The organism is Alterinioella sp. B-7 (genome assembly GCF_056857775.1).
Genome location: NZ_JBSXNT010000028.1, coordinates 39,363 through 59,720, shown reverse-complemented (window position 1 = coordinate 59,720; position 20,358 = coordinate 39,363). Strand labels below are relative to the sequence as shown.

Here is a 20,358-nt window from a genome sequence, read left to right as displayed (position 1 = left end):
TGCGACCTTCGCCTTGAATGCAGGGCTGTGGTTCCGTCTGGGTCGTTTGGTCATCTTCGCTCCTTCGTCTCGGCAACGCTGCCGGATCAGGAGCGGAAAATCCACCTAACTCAACTGTTCAGATTTGCCGCGCCACCTCTATGATAACCGAACACGATCGACTGGCCGGTCAGGGTGGTCATCTGGTCGTTGCTTACAGCATGAGCAACAAATGTAGCCTGCGCTTCTGTTGCGACCTCAACCACGGTAATGTTCGTAACATCCGCCCAGGCCTGAAAGGCGGCCAGATAGGCGTCTTTCTCAACCGGTAACCAGGTGGAATAGTCATCGTCAAAATAGACATTCAGGGTGACCGGGCCACCAAGTGGCGCCCACTGCCAACCACCCCATGAGATTGAATCAAGAAACTCGTTTCCGGTAGGTATCGTATGTGTCACTTTCGTTTCCTCCGTAAGCTACTGGTTTTAATATATATTTTTACACCAGCGAATCAGAATAGTGCTCGTTCCGATGGCAAAAAACGGTACAATATTCCGTTAACATAAGAAAACTTTTTGGGGCATCCACCGGACCATCCCGGCTTGACCCAGATTGCCATCCTGCTATCCCTGCCGGTCAGGCGGGCCTGTAGCTCAATTGGTTAGAGCAGAGCGCTCATAACGCTTTGGTTGCGGGTTCAAGTCCTGCCGGGCCTACCACCCCTCCCCGCCTGCCGGATATCGCGGAACTTTCCCCCCGTTTGCCGGTTACTTTCACATCCAGACGTTCCGATCCGACACCCGGAGAAGTCCGATGTTGCAAGTGAAACTCCTTTGGTTCGCGCTCGACCAGCTTTCTGCCATGGGGCAGTGGATGGCCGCGGCCGAATATGCCGGCGATGAGGCGAAGCGGCAGCGCGCGATGGCGCATAAGGCGCTCTACTTCGAGGCCATGGATGCCTTGCTGGCCTCGCTCATCCGCCGCTAGCGCGCCAGCACCAGGTCGACGCGCAGACCGCCCAGATCCTCGCTGTCCGACAGGCGCATGGTGCCGCCATGGCCGCGCGCGATGTCATTGGCGATGGCCAGGCCAAGGCCGACACCGCTGCCGCGATCCTGGTTGCGGGCCTGGTCCAGACGGGCGAAGGGGCGCACCGCCTCGGCGCGGTCCTCGGGCGCGATGCCCGGCCCGTCATCCTCGATGGTGAAGCGCACCGACCGGTCCATGATCGCCAGGCTCAGCCTTGCATGGGTGCCATAGCGCAGCGCGTTGGACAGAAGGTTGCCAAGCGCCCGCCGCACCGCCTGCGGGCGCAACGCGACAACCGGCGCCTTCTCGGGCAGGACCAGCGCCACCTGGCCCCGGCCAAGCCGCGCCGCATCCCCGCCCGCCTCGCGCGCCAGCGCCAGCAGGTCCACGGGTTCGGGATCGTCCAGCGCATCCGATCGGGCGAAATCCAGGAAGGTGGTCAGAAGCGCCTCCATCTCGGTCACGTCGCGCATCAGGTCGGCGGCCTCGGGCGCATCCTCCAACATGCTCAGCGCCAGCTTCATCCGGGTCAGCGGGGTGCGCAGGTCATGGCTGACGCCCGACAGCATCATGGTGCGCTGCTCGATGGCGCGTTCGATCCGGGCGCGCATGTCCAGGAAGGCCCGCCCCGCCGCCCGCACCTCCAGCGCGCCGGCAGGCTTGTAGGGCTCCATCCGGCCCTTGCCGAACGCCTCCGCCGCACGCGCCAGCCGCCGGATCGGGCGCAATTGGTTGCGCAGGAAGAGGTAGGCAACGGCGGTCATCAAGATGCCGGTGAAGATCATCAGCACAAAGAGCTGATGCGGGTTCGAGGCCGAGACCCTGCGCCGGTCGATCTCCAGCACCAGCGGCGCGTCCGGCCCCTCCAGTGACAGGAACACGCGCCGGTCATTGGCGGCCAGGTCGATCCAGCCGATATCGGGCTCCATTGCGTTCAGGGTCGCGATCACCTCGCGGCCCGAATAGTCGTACCAGCGCCGCCGCGCCTGCGTCTCGCCGGCCCAGTCCGGCGCCTCGCGCGCGATCACGCCCATGTCCAGCCGTCCGGCAATGTCGGCGGCGGCCTGCGGCCCCGCTTCGCTCAGCGTATCGCCGACCAGCCGCAGGTCATGGCCGAGCGCCGAGGTCAGTTGACCCGTCACACCTTCGAAATGGCGTTGCAGGAATCCGACGGACACGACAAGTTGCAAGGTGACGATGGGCACGATCAGGATCAGCGCGGCCCGCCCATAGAGCCCGCGCGGCAGCGCCTGTTTGATCAAGTCCCATCCCATGGCCCCATCTAACCCCGCGCAAGACCGAGAGGAAAGAGCCCATGACCGCCCTGCCCCTTGCCCCCGGCCTGCGCCGCCTGACCGCGCCCAACCCCTCGCCGATGACGGCGGAGGGGACCAACACATTTCTCATCGGCGACACCGACATCGCCGTGATCGACCCCGGCCCCGCCTCGGATCCGCATCTGCGGGCGATCCTGGCGGCGCTCACCCAAGGCCAGCGCATCAGCCATATCCTGGTGACCCATTCGCATCTCGATCACTCGCCCCTCGCGCGCCCGCTGGCCCACGAAACCGGTGCCTTGGTGCTGGCGGCAGGCCCCAGCGACTGGGGCCGCTCGGCCGCGATGCAGACCCTGGCCGATGACGGCCTGATCGGCGGCGGCGAAGGGGTCGACGCGGCTTTCGCGCCCGATGCGCAGCTTGCCGATGGCGCGGCGGTCGAAGGCGACGGCTGGTGCATCACCGCGCTGCACACGCCCGGCCACATGGCCAATCACCTCAGCTTTGCCTGGGGGGATGCGCTTTTCTGCGGCGACCTGGTGATGGGCTGGTCCACCTCGCTCATCTCGCCCCCCGATGGCGACCTCACCGCCTTCCGCGCCTCGCTGAGGCGGCTGATGACGCGGGCCGACAGCGTCTATTACCCCGCCCATGGCGACAGCATCGCGGACCCGCAGGCCCGCTGCGCCGAGCTGCTGGCCCACCGCGCCGGACGCGAGGCGCAGATTCTGGCCGCGCTCGCCCCGGGCCCCGCCACGCCCGCCACGCTGACGGGGCGCATCTACACCGACATACCCGCCCCGCTTCTGCCGGTGGCCGAACGCAACGTCCTGGCCCATCTCATTGATCTGGTTGAACGAAACAAGGTCTCACCCGAGGGCCGCCTCTCCGCCCGCGCCCGCTTTCACCTGAATTGACCCCTGCCCCGGAATTTTCCGCAAAACCCACTGGACGCGAGGAATCCCCCTTGCTATATCGCCCGAGTGTTCCGGCGTAGCTCAGCGGTAGAGCAGTTGACTGTTAATCAATTGGTCGTAGGTTCGATCCCTACCGCCGGAGCCAAAGATTTCAAGGGCTTAGCGTCTTGTCGCTAAGACCTTTTTCATGTCTTGACAGTTCTTCCCGTCCGTCCGATCGGCCGCGCCAGGGTCTCTTCCCGGCGCGGTTCAAGATGGGAACCAGCCTTACGCCGCCGCGCTCGTGGCAGGCGCGCCGCCCGCGCGGAACGCGGTCAGGAGCTCGGCGCGGCGGGCCTTCGCGGCCTCGGCATTGGCCTCCTTGATCGGGCCGAAGCCACGGATCGTCAGCGGCAGGGCGGCCAGGTCGCGGGCGATCTCCAGCGTCTCGGGGGTCACGTCGCGCAGCACCTCGGCCATGTCGCGCTCATACTCCTTGATCAGCGCGCGCTCCAGCTTGCGATCCGCCGAATAGCCGAACGGGTTCAGCGGCGTGCCGCGCAGCACCTTCATCCTGGCCAAGAGCTTGTAGGCCCCGCCGATCCACGCGCCGAACTCGCGCTTTTTCGGACGGCCCTCTGCATCCGTGCCCGGCAGCATCGGCGGGGCCAGGTGATAGGTCAGCTTCAGGTCGCCCTCAAACTCCTCGCGCAGCTTCGCCTCGGTGCTCAGGTGCAGCCGCGCGACCTCGAACTCGTCCTTGTAGGCCAGGAGCTTGTGATACCCCAACGCCACCGCCTCGCGCAGGGCCGGATCGTCCACGCCATCAACCAGCGCGCGGTATTTCTTCGCCAGACGCTTGCCCTGATAGGCGGTCAGGTGGGTGGCGCGATAGGCGATCTTCTCCTCAAGCGTCCTGGGCAGGCGGGTGACGTTGGGCTGGCTCACGCGCGCCGCTTCCTCGGGGTTCAGTACGGCCCAACGGCCAAACTCGAAGGCCTGCTTGTTGCGCTCGGGTGCCGCGCCGTTCATCTCGATGGCCTGCAGGATCGCCTCCTCGCTCAGCGGCACGAGGCCGCGCTGCCAGGACGCGCCCAGCACCATCATGTTGGAGAAGATCGAATCCCCCATCAGTGCGCGGGCCAGGTCGGAGGCATCGAACAGCGCCAGATCGTCGCCCAGACGCGCCTGAAGCGCGACCTCCAGGTCATTGACCGGGATACGGAATTCCGTGTTTCCGGTGAACTCGCCGGTGATGATCTCATGGCTGTTGACCACGGCCCCCGTGCGCCCCGTCGTCATCAGGCCCAGCGTGTTTGCGCCCGCCGAGACCACAAGATCGCCGCCGATGATGGCATCGGCCTCGCCCACCGCCACGCGGATGGCCGAGATGTCGGAGGGCTTTTCGGCAATGCGCAGGTGGATGCTGACCGCGCCGCCCTTTTGCGCCAGGCCCGCCATCTCGATCATGCCGGCACCCTTGCCGTCCAGTTGCGCGGCCTGTGCCAGCACCGCGCCGATGGTGACGACGCCGGTGCCGCCCACCCCGGTGATGACGGTGTTATGGGTGCCGTTTATCGCGGGCAGATCCGGCGCGGGCAGATGGCCCACGTCGATCTCGGCCGAGGCCTCTTTCCTGATCTTGCCGCCCGTGACCGTCACGAAGGACGGGCAGAAGCCCTTGACGCAGGAATAATCCTTGTTGCAGCTTGACTGGTCGATCGCCCGCTTGCGGCCCAGTTCGGTCTCCTTCGGCACGATGGAGACGCAGTTCGACTGCACGCCGCAATCGCCGCAGCCTTCGCAGACATCGGGGTTGATGAAAACGCGCTTGTCGGGATCGGGGAAGGTGCCGCGCTTTCTCCGGCGGCGTTTCTCGGCGGCGCAGGTCTGCACATAGATGATGGCCGAGACGCCCTCGATCTCCTGATATTTCTTCTGCACCTGCATCAGGTCGTCACGGCTGTGACGCTCCAGCCCCGCCGGAAAGGCCGAGAAATCAATCTCTTCCTTCTCGTCATAGACCAGCGCGATATGGCGAACGCCCATCGCCTTCAGCTCATGCGCGATCTGTTCGGGCTGGAGGTCGCCCTCATTGGGCTGACCGCCCGTCATCGCGACGGCATCGTTGAAGAGGATCTTGTAGGTGATGTTGGTGTTCAGCGCCAAAGCCGCGCGAATGGCCAGGATGCCCGAGTGGTTATAGGTGCCCTCGCCAAGGTTCTGGAACATGTGCTTGCGGGTCGAAAACGGCGCCTCGCCCGCCCAGTTCACGCCCTCGCCGCCCATATGGGTGTAGGCTTCGGTGTTGCGGTCCATCCATTTCGCCATGAAGTGACAGCCGATGCCCGCGCCGCCGCGCGCGCCATCGGGCACCTTGGTCGATGTGTTATGCGGACAACCGGCGCAGAACCACGGCAGGCGGGTGGCCAGTTCCTGCGCGTTATTGGCGCGCATCGCGTCGCGCACCTGCGCGATACCGGCGGTGATACGGTCGGTGCCGCGCCCTTCCTCGACGAGGATCTCGCCCAGTTTCACGGCAATATCGTTGGGGTCCAGCGCGTAATGCGTCGGGAACAGCACCTTGCCGTTCTTCTTGAAGCCATAGACGCGGCGGCCCCGGCGGTCGTCGAAAATCGCCTCCTTGACCTGCACCTCGATCAGCTTGCGCTTTTCCTCGACCACGACGATCAGTTCCAGCCCCTCGGCCCAGTCGTGGAAGCCCTCCATATCCAGCGGCCAGGTCTGGCCGACCTTGTAGGTGGTGACGCCCAGGCGCGCGGCCTCCTCCTCGCCGATGCCCAGAAGCGACATGGCATGGACCAGGTCGAGCCAGTTCTTGCCCGCCGCGACAAAGCCGATCTTGGCACCGGGCTGGCCCAGCACGCGCTTGTCCATCTTGTTGGCATGGCTGAACGCCTCGGCGGCAAAGCGCTTGTGGCCGAGCAGCCGCTCCTCCTGCGCGATCCAGTGGTCGCCCAGGCGGATGTTCAGCCCGTCGGCGGGCATGTCGAAGTCTTCCGGCAGGACGAATTTCATCCGGTCCGGGCGGCCGTCGACGACGGATGTGGCCTCGACCGTGTCCTTCATCGTCTTGAGGCCGACCCAGACACCGGCAAAGCGGCTCATCTCGATGGCGTAATGGCCGTAATCCAGGATCTCCTGCACGCCCGCGGGGCTGAGCACCGGCATATGCACATCCACCAGCGCCCAATCGGACTGGTGGCAAACGGTCGAGCTTTCGCCGGTATGGTCGTCGCCCATCGCCATGATGACACCGCCATGGCGCGAAGTGCCCGCCATGTTGACATGGCGCATCACGTCGCCGGTGCGGTCCACCCCCGGCCCCTTGCCATACCAGAGACCGAAGACACCGTCATACCTGCCTTCGCCGCGCAGTTCCGCCTGCTGACTGCCCCAAAGTGCCGTGGCCGCCAGATCCTCGTTCTGACCCGGCTGGAACACCACATCCGAGGCGCTGAGCAGCTTTTTCGCCTTCATCATCTGCAAATCGACCCCGCCCAGAGGCGAGCCGCGATAGCCCGTGACCAGACCGGCCGTGTTCAGCCCGGCCTGCCGGTCGCGCCATTTCTGCGCCAGCATCAGGCGCACCAGCGCCTGCGTCCCGTTCAGCAGAACAGGCGACTTTTCCAGATCGAAACGGTCTTGCAGTGAGATTTGGGCGATACCCATGGCGTCCTCCCCCCGAATGTGCGGTAATTGCCCCGATTATAGGTCAGCTTTTTTGACCTTTCAAGGAGAATGTCCCGCCATTCCCCGATTGCACGTTGAATTATAGCCCGACATGGCTAGGTTGCACCTCGAATTCAGGTGATCCAAGAAACTTGCAACGAACGGGTGCCCCAATGGATTGGGACAAGCTGCGAATATTTCATGCCGTTGCCGATGCGGGCAGCCTGACCCATGCCGGCGACACGCTGCATCTGAGCCAATCCGCCGTCAGCCGCCAGGTCCGCGCGCTGGAGGAAAGCCTCAACGCCACCCTCTTCCACCGCCACGCCCGCGGGCTGATCCTGACCGAACAGGGCGAGCTTCTGTTCGACGCCACCCGCGCCATGGCCAAGCGCCTCGATACCGCCACCGCCCGCATCCGCGACAGCGAGGAAGAGGTGGTCGGCGAATTGCGCGTCACCACCACCGTGGGTTTCGGCCTGCTGTGGCTCGCCCCGCGCCTGCCGCAGCTCTACAAGACCTCGCCCAACCTCAAGATCGACCTGATCCTGGAGGAGGCGGTGCTGGACCTGCCGATGCGCGAGGCCGATGTCGCGATCCGCATGAAGGAGCCCTCCCAGGCCGACCTCATCCGCAAGAAACTGATGTCGGTGCGCATGTGCCTCTATGCCAGCCCGACCTATATCGCGACCCATGGCGCGCCCGCCTCGCTGGACGACATGGAACACCACCGCCTGATCAGCCAGAACGTCACCGCCGCCCAGGTCAGCGCGGGCGCGATGCTGATCAAGGAGATCATGTCGCACAACGTGGGCTCCTTCCTGACCATCAACAACTATTTCGGCGTGCTCCAGGGCGTTCTGCATGACCTCGGCATCGGCCTGCTGCCCGATTACCTGACCGATGACTTCCCCGACCTCGTGCGCGTCCTGCCCGATGTGGAAAGCAACGAAGTCCCTGTTTTCCTTGCCTATCCCGAGGAATTGCGCCATTCGAAACGGATCGAGAATTTCCGCGATTTCGTCACCGAGGAAATCATCGCCCATCGCCGCCGCCGCCGGGATGCGCAGAACTAGCCCCCGCAACAACTGTGAGCCATGTGCAACGCGCATAGCAGCATTGCGACAGGGGGGCAGTGTTTTTTCTTGATCGGCCAGACACGGATAGCTATGTGATCGGGCAGTGGAGCACAAGATTTGAGCTTCACTACCTCCCTGTTGGACTTTGGCCGAGAACTTGTTCTCGGCCTTTTTTTTTGGCCTTGACAGGCGCGCCGCCAAGGCCGCGACACCCGCCCCCCTTTCCCCCGACCGGCCCTTGGCCTAAAGAAGCGCCAATGCTGTTTCGGGGGACCATATGACCATGCAGGAACCGGCCATCACGCCTGATCTCATTGCCGCCCACGGGCTGAGCGCGGATGAATACGACCGTATTCTCGAGATCATCGGGCGCGAGCCCACTTTCACCGAGCTTGGCATCTTTTCCGCCATGTGGAACGAGCATTGTTCCTACAAATCCTCCAAGAAATGGCTGCGCACCCTGCCCACGGACGGCCCCCAGGTCATCTGCGGCCCCGGCGAGAATGCGGGCGTCGTCGATATCGGCGACGGTCAGGCGGTCATCTTCAAGATGGAGAGCCACAACCACCCCTCCTATATCGAGCCCTACCAGGGCGCGGCCACCGGCGTCGGCGGCATCCTGCGCGATGTCTTCACCATGGGCGCGCGCCCCATCGCGGCGATGAACGCGCTCAGCTTCGGCGCGCCTGATCACCGCAAGACCCGCCAGCTTGTGCATGGCGTCGTCGAGGGCATCGGCGGCTACGGCAATTGCTTCGGCGTGCCCACCGTGGGCGGCGAGGTCCGGTTCCATGCCGCCTATAACGGCAATTGCCTGGTCAACGCCTTTGCCGCCGGTCTGGCCGATACCGACAAGATCTTCTATTCGGCGGCCTCGGGCGTCGGCATGCCGGTGGTCTATCTGGGCGCCAAGACGGGCCGCGACGGGGTTGGCGGGGCCACCATGGCCAGCGCCGAGTTCGACGACACGATCGAGGAAAAGCGCCCCACCGTGCAGGTCGGCGACCCTTTCACCGAGAAACGCCTGATGGAGGCGACGCTGGAGCTGATGGCCACCGGCGCTGTGATCTCGATCCAGGATATGGGGGCGGCGGGGCTGACCTGTTCGGCCGTGGAAATGGGCGACAAGGGCGGGCTTGGCGTGCGGCTGACGCTCGACGCGGTGCCGCAGCGCGAAGACAATATGACCGCCTATGAGATGATGCTGAGCGAGAGCCAGGAGCGGATGCTGATGGTTCTGCGCCCGGAAAAAGAGGCCGAGGCGCGCGCGGTGTTCGAGAAATGGGATCTCGATTTCGCCATCGTGGGCGAGACCATCACTGACGATCGCTTCATCATCGAGCATCAGGGCAAGATCGTGGCCGACCTGCCGCTGGCCACCCTCTCCGGCTCCGCCCCCGAATATGACCGCCCCTATATCGAGACACCGCCAGCGGCAGAGATGGACCCGGTCACCGGCGTCGATCCCATCGACGGGCTCAAGGCGCTCATTGCCTCGCCCAACCACGCCGCCAAGCACTGGGTCTATGAGCAGTACGACAGCCAGGTCATGGCCGACACGGTGCGCGCCCCCGGCCTTGGCGCGGGCGTCGTGCGGGTGCATGGCAGTGACAAGGCGCTGGCCTTCACCTCGGACGTGACCCCGCGCTACGTCAAGGCAAACCCGTTCGAGGGCGGCAAGCAGGCGGTGGCCGAGGCCTATCGCAACCTGACCGCCTGCGGCGCGCGCCCGCTGGCCACCACCGACAACATGAATTTCGGCAATCCCGAAAAGCCCGAGATCATGGGGCAGTTCGTGGGCGCCATCAAGGGCATCGGCGCGGCCTGTCTGGCGCTCGACATGCCCATCGTCTCGGGCAATGTCAGCCTCTACAACGAGACCGACGGCAAGGGCATCCTGCCCACCCCCACCATCGGCGCGGTCGGCCTCCTCGACCATCTGGACGATCTCATCGGCGGCACCGCACGCGACGGTCACTTTGCGGTGCTGGTGGGCGAAACCACGGGCCATCTGGGCCAATCCGCGCTGCTCTCCGAGGTGTTCAATCGCGAGGATGGCGACGCGCCCTTCGTCGATCTCGACGCAGAGAAGCTGAACGGCGATTTCATCCGCGCCAACCGCGCGTGGATCGACATGTGCAGCGATCTTTCGGATGGCGGGTTGGCGCTCGCGGCCTTCGAGATGGCGGAAGCCTCCGGCGTTGGCGTGACACTGGACAGCGGCGACACCGCGACCCTCTTCGGCGAGGACCAGGCCCGCTACCTCATCGCATGCTCCTTCGACAAGGCCGAGGCGCTGATGATCGCGGCGGGCAAGGCCGGCGTGCGGGTCGAGACGGTCGGCAAGTTCGGCGGCACCTCAGTGCGCTTCGGCGGCTCGGAGGCCCCGCTGGAGGAGCTCACCACGCTCTACCGCGACAGCTTCAGCGCGGTGTTCGCCTGACGCGAGGGGGTGTACAGGGGGTGCATCGGGGGGTGTACGCAGGGCTCCCCCCTCATTTGCCCGCCACCGCCTTGCAGCCCGCCCGCCGCGCCTCTACATTTGGGCGAACAGATCAAGGGAAAATCATGGCCATACTCGCCTCAGAAATCGAAGACCTGCTGCGCCAGGCCTTCCCCGACGCCAAGATCACCGTGGAAGGCGACGACGGTGCCCATTTCGCCGCAGAAGTGGTCGATGAGAGCTTCCGCGGGAAGAGCCGCGTGCAGCAACAACGTGCTGTAAACGCTGCAGTAAAATCGCAGATCGACAGCGGACAATTGCACGCGCTGGCCCTGACCACGCGGGCCCCGGAGTAAGACGACACAGGCCGAAAGGCAGACCGAAAAGGACAAGGCAAGATGACCGCACAAGACCAGATCAAGGAAACCGTCACCTCCAACGACGTGGTGCTGTTCATGAAGGGCACCAAGGCGATGCCGCAATGCGGGTTCTCCAGCCGCGTGGCGGGCGTGCTGAATTTCATGGGCGTCGATTATTCCGACGTCAACGTGTTGGAAAACGAGGATATTCGCCAGGGCATCAAGGAGTATTCCGACTGGCCGACCATCCCGCAGCTCTACGTCAAGGGCGAGTTCGTCGGCGGCTGCGACATCATCACCGAGATGACGCTGTCGGGCGAATTGGACCAGATGTTCGAACAGAATGGCGTATCCTTCGACAAGGATGCGGCGGAGAAGATCCGCGCGGCGAACGCCTGATCAAAGGGCTTCGGATTGCTGCGCAATCCGACCCGCGGGGGGACGCTGTCCCCCCGCACCCCCCTGAGGTATTTCCAGCAAAATGAAAGGGCTAGCCCTTTTTCGTGGCCCCCTTCTTCACATGCTTGCTGAGCCGTGAGGGAATGGATTTCTTGCGGTTCTTATAGGGGTTGGCATCCGATTGGCTGCGCATATGCAGCCGGATCGGCGTGCCGGGCATGTCGAAATCCTCGCGCAGCCCGTTGACCAGGTAGCGCGAATAGCTTTCGGGCAGTTTCTCGGGCAGCGAGCACATCACCACGAAACCCGGCGGCCGCGTCTTGGCCTGGGTCATGTAGCGCAGCTTGATGCGGCGGCCCGCCGGCGCGGGCGGCGGATGCGCCTCGACCATGCCCGCAAGCCAGGAGTTGAGCCGCGCCGTGGGGATACGCCGGTTCCAGACCTCATGCGCCCGGATGATCGCTTCGCGCAGCCGGTCGAGGCCCCGCCCCGTCTTGGCCGAGACCGTGATCAGCGGCGCGCCGCGCAATTGCGGCAAGAGGCGCTCGAACGCCTCCTTGAGGTCGCGCAGCTTTTCCTGCTTGGCCTCCTCGATATCCCATTTGTTGACCGCGACAACCACGGCCCGGCCCTCGCGTTCGGCGAGGTCCGCGATGCGCAGATCCTGCTGCTCGAACGGGATCGCGGCATCGAGCAAGACCACGACAACCTCGGCGAATTTCACCGCGCGCAGCCCGTCGGAGACCGAGAGTTTCTCCAGCTTTTCCTGCACCTTGGCGCGCTTGCGCATGCCCGCCGTGTCGAAAAGGCGCATCTTGGTGCCGCCCCAGGTGATCGGCACGGCAATCGAATCGCGGGTAATTCCGGCCTCGGGGCCGGTCAGCAGGCGCTCCTCGCCGATGATCTTGTTGATCAGCGTGGACTTGCCGGCATTGGGCCGCCCGACAACGGCGATCTGCAAGGGCTTGTCCGGCGCGGTCTCGCCCTCCTCGAGGTCGATATCTGTCACCGCCTCTTCGTCGCGGGCCTCTGCCTCCTCGATCATCGGCGTCAGCGCAACGGCAAGCTCGGCCATGCCCTCGCCATGTTCCGCCGACAGCGCGATCGGCTCGCCAAGCCCGACGCTATAGGCCTCGATGATCCCGGCCTCGGCGGCGCGCCCCTCGGCCTTGTTCGCCCCCAGGATCACCGGCGTGCCGGAGCGGCGCAGGATATCGGCAAAGACCTCATCCGTCGGCGTCAGCCCGACCCGCGCGTCGATCAGGAACAGGCAGGCATCGGCCATGCCGACAGCGCGTTCCGTCAGCCGCCGCATCCGGCCCTGCAGGCTGTCATCGGTGGCCTCCTCCAGCCCGGCGGTATCGACCACGGTGAAATTCAACCCACCAAGACGCGCCTCGCCTTCGCGCAGGTCGCGCGTCACGCCGGGCTGGTCATCGACCAGCGCCAGACGCTTGCCCACCAGCCGGTTGAACAAGGTGGATTTCCCGACATTCGGTCGCCCGACAATGGCCAGCACAAAGCTCATCGGCCCAATTCCTTTAGCGTCTCAAGATCGTGCCGGATAGCGCAGGGCCGGAAGGAAGAAAAGCCCCTGCCTTCTTTGTTCCGAAAATATCCCCGCCCATTGCCCGGTAGGCGGTGCCTTCACCGCCGTAAGGGGAGGCTGCGCAACGGATGCCCCGAAAACGACCTCGATGCATCGTCCCGAACCTCACCGCTCGTCCATGGCAATGCGGGCCGGCGAGGGCTCCCCGCTTGGGGGGCCCGAGACGGGTCGCGCCCCCGGCCCCTACCTATAGGCGTGCAGCCGCCCGTCGCCCGAGACGACATAAAGCACACCGCCCACCACGATGGGAAGGGCCGCAGCACCACCACGCAGGGCGACCTGCCCTGTCGCGGCCCCGCTTTCGGGATCGAAGAACCGGATCAGCCCGTCGCCCGAGGCGATGACCAGCCGACCACCGGCCAGGATCGGGCCGAAATGGGTGAAGACGGCCTGCCTTCGACGCTCGCGCTGCTGCACGTAGAGCGGGAGTTCCGTGCCCCAGATGCGGTCTCCGGTCTCGGCGTCCAGCCGGATCAGTTCGTTGCGATCGGACACGAAGAAGACGCTGTCGCCCGCGGGCAGGATCGGCGAATAGGCCCCGTCCTGCGCGGTCCAGATGCGCTCGCCCGACGCTGCCTCCATCGCCACCACGCGGCCAGACTGGTTGCCCGCGTAGACCGTGCCGCCGACGATCACTGGATCGCCGGTGATGTCGTTGAGGTTGTTGTAGGCCACGCCGCGCCGGCCGCCCGCCACGGATGTGCCCCAGACCCGCACGCCCGACAGGCGCAAGGTCGCGACCAGTTCGCCCGAGCCGAAGGGGAAGATCACCAGCCGGTCGGTTACGGCTGGGGCCGAGCCGCCCGACAGGACCGCATCGGGCGCGCCTGCGGGCAGTTGCCAGCGGATGCGGCCGTTTTCGGGGTTGATCGACCAGGCCTGGCTGTCGCGGCTGACGACATAGATGGAATTGCCGGTCACCGTCGGCGCGGTGATGCCAGCCGCGAGGCGCTGGCGCCAGTTTTCGGCCCCCGTCGCGGGATCGAGCGAGATCAGCTCGCCATAGCCCGTCGTCGCATAGAGCGCGCCGCCGACCACGGCCAGCCCGCCGCCCGAGATCCCGCCACCGCGCTCAAAACCAGGGGTCAGGTCGCGCGACCAGAGGGTCGCACCGGCGGTTGAAGTCGCGACCAGCCCGGCATCGGAATCGAGCGTGAAGATGCGGCCATCGGCGGCCACTGGATCGGCAGTGATGCGGTTGCGGCGCGAATTGCCCTGGCCGATATTCGCGGCCCAGATTTCGGTCGGGGCTGAAGACAGCGCGACATGCGGCATCCGGTTCTCGTCGGTCGCCGCGCGCATCGGCCAGGCCGAGAGGTTGACGGGGGCCGCCAGGCTGATCGGGCGGGTCTGATCGACCTCTTCGGCTGCGGGCGCCTCACCCGGCACGGCCTCTTCCAATGGCACGCGGGTGCCGAAGCGCTGGCCTTCCAGGATCAGTTCGCGTTCGCCGCAGCCCGAAAGACCGGCCAGCAGCCCGATCCCGATCACTCCGATAGACACCCTGTTCATCTGCCCGCCGCCTCTTTCTGCCACCCGGCTTGAACTGCCAGGCGCTTGCTATTCGGTCGCCTCCACCGCGTCCGCATCCGTCTCGGGCGCTGGCGTCTCGTCCGCGTCTTGCGCCGCGTCTTCCTCTGCCGCCGCCTCCTCGGGGGCGTCTTGCAGGGTCGATCCGGCCTCAAGCGCCACAATCAACTGACTTGTGCGCTGTTGCAAGCCTGCCGTGGCCTGGCTGTCCTGTTCCAGCGCGCGCAAGATCTCGATCGCGGTCTCGCTGTCGCCGTTCTGGACATGAAGCAGCGCTTGCTGTTCCAGCGCCAGGGCGCGATAGGGCGCGCCGGGTTCGGCCAGCATCTCCAGCGTGGTCATCGCGTCTTCCTGCGGGTCCAGCAGATGCGCCTTGAGAAGCGCCAGGTCGCGGTAGCGCGGCGCCAGATCGGGCTGGTCGGCAATCGCGCGCAGGCTGGCCGCCGCCGCCACCGGATCGCCCGCGCGGGCCTGTTCCGTCGCCAGGAGCAGCGCCAGAAGCGTCTCGCCATCTTCGCCCGGTGCGCTGACGCTTTCGAGCGCCGCCACCCGGTCCGCGCCATCCTGGACCTCCAGGGCTGCGACCAGCGCGTCGCCGAAGGCTTCGGCCTCGGCCCGCTCCTGCGCCAGGCTGTATTCACGGTAAGCCGCGGCGCCGACGATGATCAGCACCACAAGCACCGGGATCCAGCCCCATTTGCGGAACATCGCAAACAGGCGGTCGCGGCGAAGCTCTTCGTTCACCTCGTCAATGAAACTGTCGGTATTGGCCATGTCCGCCCCAGATTCCTGCCGCTTTGCGCGGGTATCAACTACTGACCCGCCTCTTAACGCGAAGATCGGCCCCTTGCCAAGGCTTTGCCCCCGCACAGCCGCAAAACTGAACCGAACAGTTCAGTCTTGCGATTGACAGCGCAAGGATTTAAACTAAACCAAACGGTTCAGTGCATTGGTTGGGGTTGCCTTTTTCTGCAATCCGCACGATTTCATCCCGAATACCGCATGTTGCGGGTATCAAGAGGCTTCGATGCGACTTTTTCCCATCCTGACCGCACTTCTCGTCAGCGCCGTTCTCTATGCCGTGGTAATGGAGCGCGAGCGCCTGGTCGGCTTCGCAGAGGGTTTCCGTCCGCCTGCCGAGACCCCCGGGGAAACCCCGCTGGACATCGGCGACGAGCCCGTCGAGGCCGCGCCCGCCGGGGCCGAGCGCGTCTCGGTCGTGGTGCGCCGCTCGGTGACCGAGGAGGTCGACTCAGCCGTCTTGCTGCGGGGCCGGACCGAGGCCGCGCGCCAGGTCGAGGTGCGCGCCGAGACCTCGGGGCTGATCACCTCGCAACCGATCCGCGCGGGGGCCTTTGTCGAGGAAGGGCAGCTTCTGTGCGAGATCGCGCCCGGTGCCCGCGCCGCCGCCCTGGCCGAGGCCGAGGCCCGCCTGCTGGAGGCGCAGGCCCGCCTGCCCGAGGCCGAGGCGCAATTGCCCGCCGCCCGCGCCCGCCAGTCCGAGGCCGAGGCGATGCTGGCCGCCGCGCGCATCGATTCGAACGCGGCCACGCGGCTCAGCGAAAGCGGCTTCGGCTCGGAAACCCGCGCCGCATCGGCCAGCGCCACGGTCAGTGCGGCCGAGGCCGCGCTGGAAGGGGCCGTTGCCGGGATCCAGACCGCGCAGGCCGCCGTGCAATCCGCGCAAAGCGGCATCCGCGCCGCCGAAGCCGCGGTGCTGCGCGCCGAGCAGGAGATCTCCAACCTGCAGATCTTCGCCCCGTTCGAGGGTCTGCTGGAAAGCGACACCGCCGAGCTTGGCTCGCTGATGCAGCCCGGCGCGCTCTGCGCCACGGTGATCCAGCTCGACCCGATCAAGCTGGTGGGCTTCGTGCCCGAGGCCGAGGTTGCCCGCGTCACCGTCGGCGCGCCTGCCGCCGCGCGTCTGGCCTCGGGCGCGCAGGTCCAGGGCGAGGTGACATTCCTCAGCCGCTCCGCCGATCCGCAGACCCGCACCTTCCGGGTCGAGGTCACGGTGCCCAACAGCGACCTGGCGATCAGCGATGGCCAGACCGCCGATATCATCATCGCCTCGGAAGGGTTGATGGCGCATCTGCTGCCGTCCTCGGCCCTGACGCTGAACGATGACGGCGTGCTTGGCCTGCGCATCGTGGACGAGGAGCAGATCGCGCGTTTCGCCCCCGTCACCTTCCTGCGCGACAATGCCCAGGGCGTGCTGCTGTCCGGCCTGCCCGAACGCGCCGAGGTCATCGTCGTGGGGCAGGAGTTCGTCACCGACGGCACGCCCGTCGAGCCGCATTACGGGGACATGACGCAATGATCGGCATGGTGGACTGGGCCGCGAAACGGGCCCGCATGGTGGTGGCCTTCGTGATCCTGTCCGTCGTGATCGGGGCCGCGGCCTATGTCGGCCTGCCGAAAGAGGGCGAGCCGGATATCGACATCCCCGGCCTCTTCATCTCGGTCCCCTTCCCCGGCATTTCCGCCGCCGACAGCGAACGCCTGCTGGTGCGCCCGATGGAGACCGAGTTCCAGGATCTCGACGGCCTGAACACGATCACGGCGACCGCCTCCGAAGGCTATGCCGGCGTGTTCCTGGAGTTCGAGTTCGGCTGGGACAAATCCGCCACCATCGCCGATGTGCGCGACGCGATGGACACGGCCTCGGCCCAGTTTCCGGAAGGCGCCGAAACCTACTCGATCAACGAGATCAACTTTTCCGAGTTTCCCATCATCATCGTGGCGCTCTCGGGCGACGCGCCGGAACGCACGCTCTTGCGGCTTGCGCGCGAATTGCAGGACCGGCTGGAGGCGCTGCCGCCCATTCTGGAGGCGGGGCTTGCCGGTGACCGCGACGAGATGGTCGAGGTCGTCATCGACCCGCTGGCGCTGGAGGCCTACAATGTCACCGCGCGCGAATTGATCGACGCGGTGGTCAACAACAACCAGCTGATCGCGGCGGGCGAGGTTTCCACCGATAGTGGTGCCATCGCGGTGTCGATCCCGTCGAGCTTCGACAATACCGAGGACATCTTTGCCCTGCCCGTCAAGGTCAATGGCGACCGCGTGGTGACGCTTGGCGATCTGGCCGATATTCGTCTGACCTACGAGGACCGCACCGGCACCGCGCGCTTCAACGGCGAACCCACGGTGGCGTTGCAGGTGGTCAAACGGCTTGGCTACAACATCATCGACACCGCCGCGCTGGTGCGCGCCGAGATCGAGGCCGCGCAGGAAGACTGGCCGCCCGAGCTGCGCCAATCCGTCCAGGTCTCCACTTCGCTGGATCAATCCGTCACCGTGGAAAGCATGGTCAGCCAGCTGGAAGGCTCGGTCCTGACCGCCATCGCGCTGGTGATGATCGTGGTGCTGGCGGCCCTCGGCACACGCTCGGCGCTGTTGGTGGGGTTCGCGATCCCGACCTCGTTCCTTCTGTGCTTCATCCTGCTGGGGATCATGGGCATCACGATCTCGAACATCGTCATGTTCGGGCTGATCCTGGCCGTGGGGATGCTGGTCGACGGGGCCATCGTGGTGGTCGAATATGCCGACAAGCGCCTGGCCGAGGGCGCCCGCCCGATGGAGGCCTATACCGATGCCGCCAAGCGCATGTTCTGGCCCATCGTCTCCTCCACCGCGACGACGCTCTGCGCCTTCCTGCCGATGCTGTTCTGGCCCGGTGTGCCAGGGGAATTCATGGGGATGCTCCCCGTGACCCTGATCTTCGTGCTGTCGGCATCGCTCATTGTGGCACTGATCTACCTGCCGGTCCTGGGCGGCGTCGCGGCGCGGTTCTCGCGGCTGGTCGAACATGGCACCGCCGCCGTCAAGGCCCTCCTGCCCTTCTGGATCCTGCGCGCCGCGATCACGCTCGGCGTCGGTTACCTGATGTTCATGGCGGCGCTGCAAACCATCAGCCCCGGCGTACTGTTTCCGCCCGCGCCAGAGGCCAGCCCCTTCATGGCGATGCTGCCCGGCGGGCTTCTCTTCGTGGCGGCATCGGTCCTGATGTCGGTGATGCTCGGCTCGATCCAGTTGCCCAAACGCGAGAAACCCGTGCGCGCGGGCTATCGGCGCAGCCCGTTCGGGTGGGTGATCCATGCCATTGTCGGCAACCCGGTGATGCCCATCGTGGCCATCGCATCGGTCGCGGGTTTCGTCGGCTTCGTCTTCGTGACCTTCCAGCAGAACAATAACGGGGTGGAGTTCTTCGTCGCCTCCGAGCCCGAAAACGCCATCGTCTATGTCCGCGCGCGCGGCAATCTCAGCGTCGAGGAGATGGACGCGCAGGTCCGGCTGGTCGAGCAGATCGTGATGGAAACCGAGGGCGTGCGCGATGTCTTCGCCTTTGCGGGCGAAGGCGGGCTGAACAGCAATACCGGCGGCTCCGAGGCCCCCCGCGACACGATCGGCCAGGTGCAGCTGGACCTTGAGGAATGGGGCACGCGCCCGGGGGGCGACGACATCCTCGATGGCTTGCAGGAGCGGCTGGACCAGATCCCCGGCATCCGCACCGAGATCCTCGCCGCCTCACGCGGGCCCGCCTCGGGCAAGCCGGTCAGCCTGCGCCTTGCGGGCGACAACTGGGAGGAATTGCAGGAGGCCACGCGGCTGGTGCGCGCCCGGTTCGAGGAGACCCCCGCCCTGACCCTGATCGAGGACACCCTGCCCTTGCCCGGCGTCGAATGGGAGATCAATGTCGATGTCGAGGCGGCGGGCCGTTTCGGGGCCAATGTGGCGACCGTGGGGGCGATGGTGCAGCTTGTCACGCGCGGTATCCTTCTCGATACGATGCGGGTGCCATCGAGCGACGAGGAGGTCGAAATCCGCGTCCGTTTCCCCGAGGAGGCGCGTGTGCTGTCCACGCTCGACACGCTTCGGGTGCGCACGGCGGACGGGCTGGTGCCGCTGTCAAACTTCATCAGCCGCGAACCCGCCCCGCAACTGGCCGAGATCGACCGCCGCGATCAAAGCCGCATCTTCCATGTCCGCGCCGATGTCGAGGACGGGCTGACGCGCCTGACCGACACCGAAACCGGGGAAACCTGGCTGGAGAGGAGCGACCTGGTCGAGGAGAGCTTTGCGCTGCAGGAAGGCTTGCGCACCGGCGCGCTGGAATCCGAGCCCGTCACCGCGAATGAACGCATCGCCACGCTGACCGGATGGCTGGAATCCGAGAGGCCCCTGCCACCCTCGGTCACCTGGGAATGGGCCGGGGACCAGGCCGAGCAGGAAGAAAGCCAGGCCTTCCTTGGCCAAGCCTTTCTGGGGGCGCTCGGGCTCATGTTCATCATCCTGCTGGCGCAGTTCAATTCCGTCTACAACGCGGTCCTGGTGCTGCTGGCAGTTGTCTTGTCCACGACCGGCGTGCTGATCGGGATGCTGGTGATGGATCAGACCTTCTCGATCATCATGACCGGCACCGGCATCGTCGCGCTGGCGGGGATCGTGGTGAACAACAATATTGTCCTGATCGACACCTACCAGGAATACAGCCGCTACATGCCCAAGATCGAGGCGATCACCCGCACCGCCGAGGCGCGCATCCGTCCCGTCCTGCTGACCACGATCACCACCATGGCGGGCCTCGCCCCGATGATGTACGGCATCAGCCTGGATTTCGGCGCCGGCGGCTACACCGTCGATAGCCCCACGGCGCTATGGTGGAAGCAACTGGCCACGGCGGTCGTCTTCGGGCTTGGTATCGCCACCGTTCTGACGCTGGTGATGACGCCGTCCCTGTTGGCGCTGCGGGTCTGGTCGGTGACGATCGCGGCCTGGCTGGCACGCGGTCTTGGGCGGCTCGGCGCGCGGCGGGTGAGCCTCCGCGCGCAGGATTGGGCCCTGGCCCGCGAAGCGCGCAGGCTGCGCCACCCGGTGATCTTGTGGGAAGAGCCCCCGGTGACGCATGAGGTGGTGCCACTGGAACTGGGGCCGGACCTGCGTGTCGCGGAGGAGGCCGAGGTCGAACAGGAAGAATCCGCACCCCCGAACGCCCCCTTGCGCGCGGCGGAATAAGGCGGCGGGAGGCTTTTCGAAAAGCCTCCGCAGGGCCTTCGAAGGCC

At 65.8% G+C, this 20,358-nt stretch carries 14 protein-coding genes and 2 tRNA genes; 10 read left to right on the top strand and 6 right to left on the bottom strand.

Translation table 11 applies throughout. The features are described from left to right. Positions 1 to 110: 110 nt before the first annotated feature. Positions 111 to 437, bottom strand: a complete 327-nt coding sequence (locus tag AC13C7_RS07910; protein WP_482867141.1) for a hypothetical protein — start codon at positions 435 to 437, stop codon at positions 111 to 113. 184 nt (positions 438 to 621) lie between these two features. Here AC13C7_RS07910 and AC13C7_RS07905 point away from each other — a divergent pair. Both AC13C7_RS07905 and AC13C7_RS07900 read left to right on the top strand, forming a co-directional pair. Next, positions 622 to 698, top strand: a tRNA-Ile gene (locus tag AC13C7_RS07905). 103 nt (positions 699 to 801) lie between these two features. Beyond that, positions 802 to 966, top strand: a complete 165-nt coding sequence (locus AC13C7_RS07900; protein ID WP_482867140.1) for a hypothetical protein — start codon at positions 802 to 804, stop codon at positions 964 to 966. Here AC13C7_RS07900 and AC13C7_RS07895 read toward each other — a convergent pair. After that, complete coding sequence (locus AC13C7_RS07895; RefSeq protein ID WP_482867139.1) at positions 963 to 2,282, bottom strand: ATP-binding protein; 1,320 nt, start codon at positions 2,280 to 2,282, stop codon at positions 963 to 965. The genes AC13C7_RS07900 and AC13C7_RS07895 overlap by 4 nt on opposite strands. A gap of 41 nt (positions 2,283 to 2,323) precedes the next feature. Between AC13C7_RS07895 and AC13C7_RS07890 the strand changes: the two genes are divergently transcribed. Both AC13C7_RS07890 and AC13C7_RS07885 read left to right on the top strand, forming a co-directional pair. After that, positions 2,324 to 3,202 (top strand): MBL fold metallo-hydrolase, encoded by an 879-nt coding sequence (locus AC13C7_RS07890; protein ID WP_482867138.1) that lies wholly within the window; start codon positions 2,324 to 2,326, stop codon positions 3,200 to 3,202. A gap of 70 nt (positions 3,203 to 3,272) precedes the next feature. Further along, a tRNA-Asn gene (locus AC13C7_RS07885) sits at positions 3,273 to 3,347 on the top strand. Positions 3,348 to 3,469: 122 nt separating this feature from the next. Here the strand turns inward: AC13C7_RS07885 and AC13C7_RS07880 are convergent. Next, complete coding sequence (locus AC13C7_RS07880) at positions 3,470 to 6,874, bottom strand: indolepyruvate ferredoxin oxidoreductase family protein (RefSeq protein WP_482867137.1); 3,405 nt, start codon at positions 6,872 to 6,874, stop codon at positions 3,470 to 3,472. Positions 6,875 to 7,047: 173 nt separating this feature from the next. Between AC13C7_RS07880 and AC13C7_RS07875 the strand changes: the two genes are divergently transcribed. From AC13C7_RS07875 to grxD, 4 genes are all read left to right on the top strand, one after another. Further along, on the top strand, positions 7,048 to 7,950 hold the full coding sequence (locus AC13C7_RS07875; protein ID WP_446120688.1) for a LysR family transcriptional regulator: 903 nt from the start codon (positions 7,048 to 7,050) through the stop codon (positions 7,948 to 7,950). Between the two features lie 286 nt (positions 7,951 to 8,236). Continuing rightward, on the top strand, positions 8,237 to 10,396 hold the full coding sequence (gene purL / locus AC13C7_RS07870) for a phosphoribosylformylglycinamidine synthase subunit PurL (protein WP_482867142.1): 2,160 nt from the start codon (positions 8,237 to 8,239) through the stop codon (positions 10,394 to 10,396). Positions 10,397 to 10,521: 125 nt separating this feature from the next. After that, positions 10,522 to 10,752 (top strand): BolA/IbaG family iron-sulfur metabolism protein, encoded by a 231-nt coding sequence (locus tag AC13C7_RS07865; RefSeq protein WP_474888113.1) that lies wholly within the window; start codon positions 10,522 to 10,524, stop codon positions 10,750 to 10,752. A 42-nt stretch (positions 10,753 to 10,794) separates the two neighbouring features. Then, positions 10,795 to 11,154 carry a Grx4 family monothiol glutaredoxin gene (gene grxD, locus AC13C7_RS07860; RefSeq protein WP_172319406.1) on the top strand — a complete coding sequence of 120 codons (360 nt, stop codon included), beginning with the start codon at positions 10,795 to 10,797 and terminating at the stop codon, positions 11,152 to 11,154. Between the two features lie 91 nt (positions 11,155 to 11,245). Here the strand turns inward: grxD and der are convergent, their stop codons facing one another. From der to AC13C7_RS07845, 3 genes are all read right to left on the bottom strand, one after another. Next, positions 11,246 to 12,682: a ribosome biogenesis GTPase Der gene (der, locus tag AC13C7_RS07855; protein ID WP_482867136.1), complete on the bottom strand. Its 1,437-nt coding sequence runs from the start codon at positions 12,680 to 12,682 to the stop codon at positions 11,246 to 11,248. Between the two features lie 264 nt (positions 12,683 to 12,946). Then, entirely contained in the window at positions 12,947 to 14,275 is a 1,329-nt protein-coding gene (locus tag AC13C7_RS07850) for a PQQ-like beta-propeller repeat protein (RefSeq protein WP_482867135.1), read from the bottom strand. A gap of 48 nt (positions 14,276 to 14,323) precedes the next feature. Then, on the bottom strand, positions 14,324 to 15,067 hold the full coding sequence (locus AC13C7_RS07845; RefSeq protein WP_482867134.1) for a tetratricopeptide repeat protein: 744 nt from the start codon (positions 15,065 to 15,067) through the stop codon (positions 14,324 to 14,326). Between the two features lie 253 nt (positions 15,068 to 15,320). Between AC13C7_RS07845 and AC13C7_RS07840 the strand changes: the two genes are divergently transcribed. Together AC13C7_RS07840 and AC13C7_RS07835 are read left to right on the top strand one after the other, a co-directional pair. Further along, positions 15,321 to 16,613 carry an efflux RND transporter periplasmic adaptor subunit gene (locus tag AC13C7_RS07840; protein ID WP_482867133.1) on the top strand — a complete coding sequence of 431 codons (1,293 nt, stop codon included), beginning with the start codon at positions 15,321 to 15,323 and terminating at the stop codon, positions 16,611 to 16,613. Continuing rightward, complete coding sequence (locus AC13C7_RS07835) at positions 16,610 to 20,311, top strand: efflux RND transporter permease subunit (RefSeq protein ID WP_482867132.1); 3,702 nt, start codon at positions 16,610 to 16,612, stop codon at positions 20,309 to 20,311. Before AC13C7_RS07840 ends, AC13C7_RS07835 begins: the two co-directional genes overlap by 4 nt. The last annotated feature ends 47 nt before the right edge of the window (positions 20,312 to 20,358 follow it).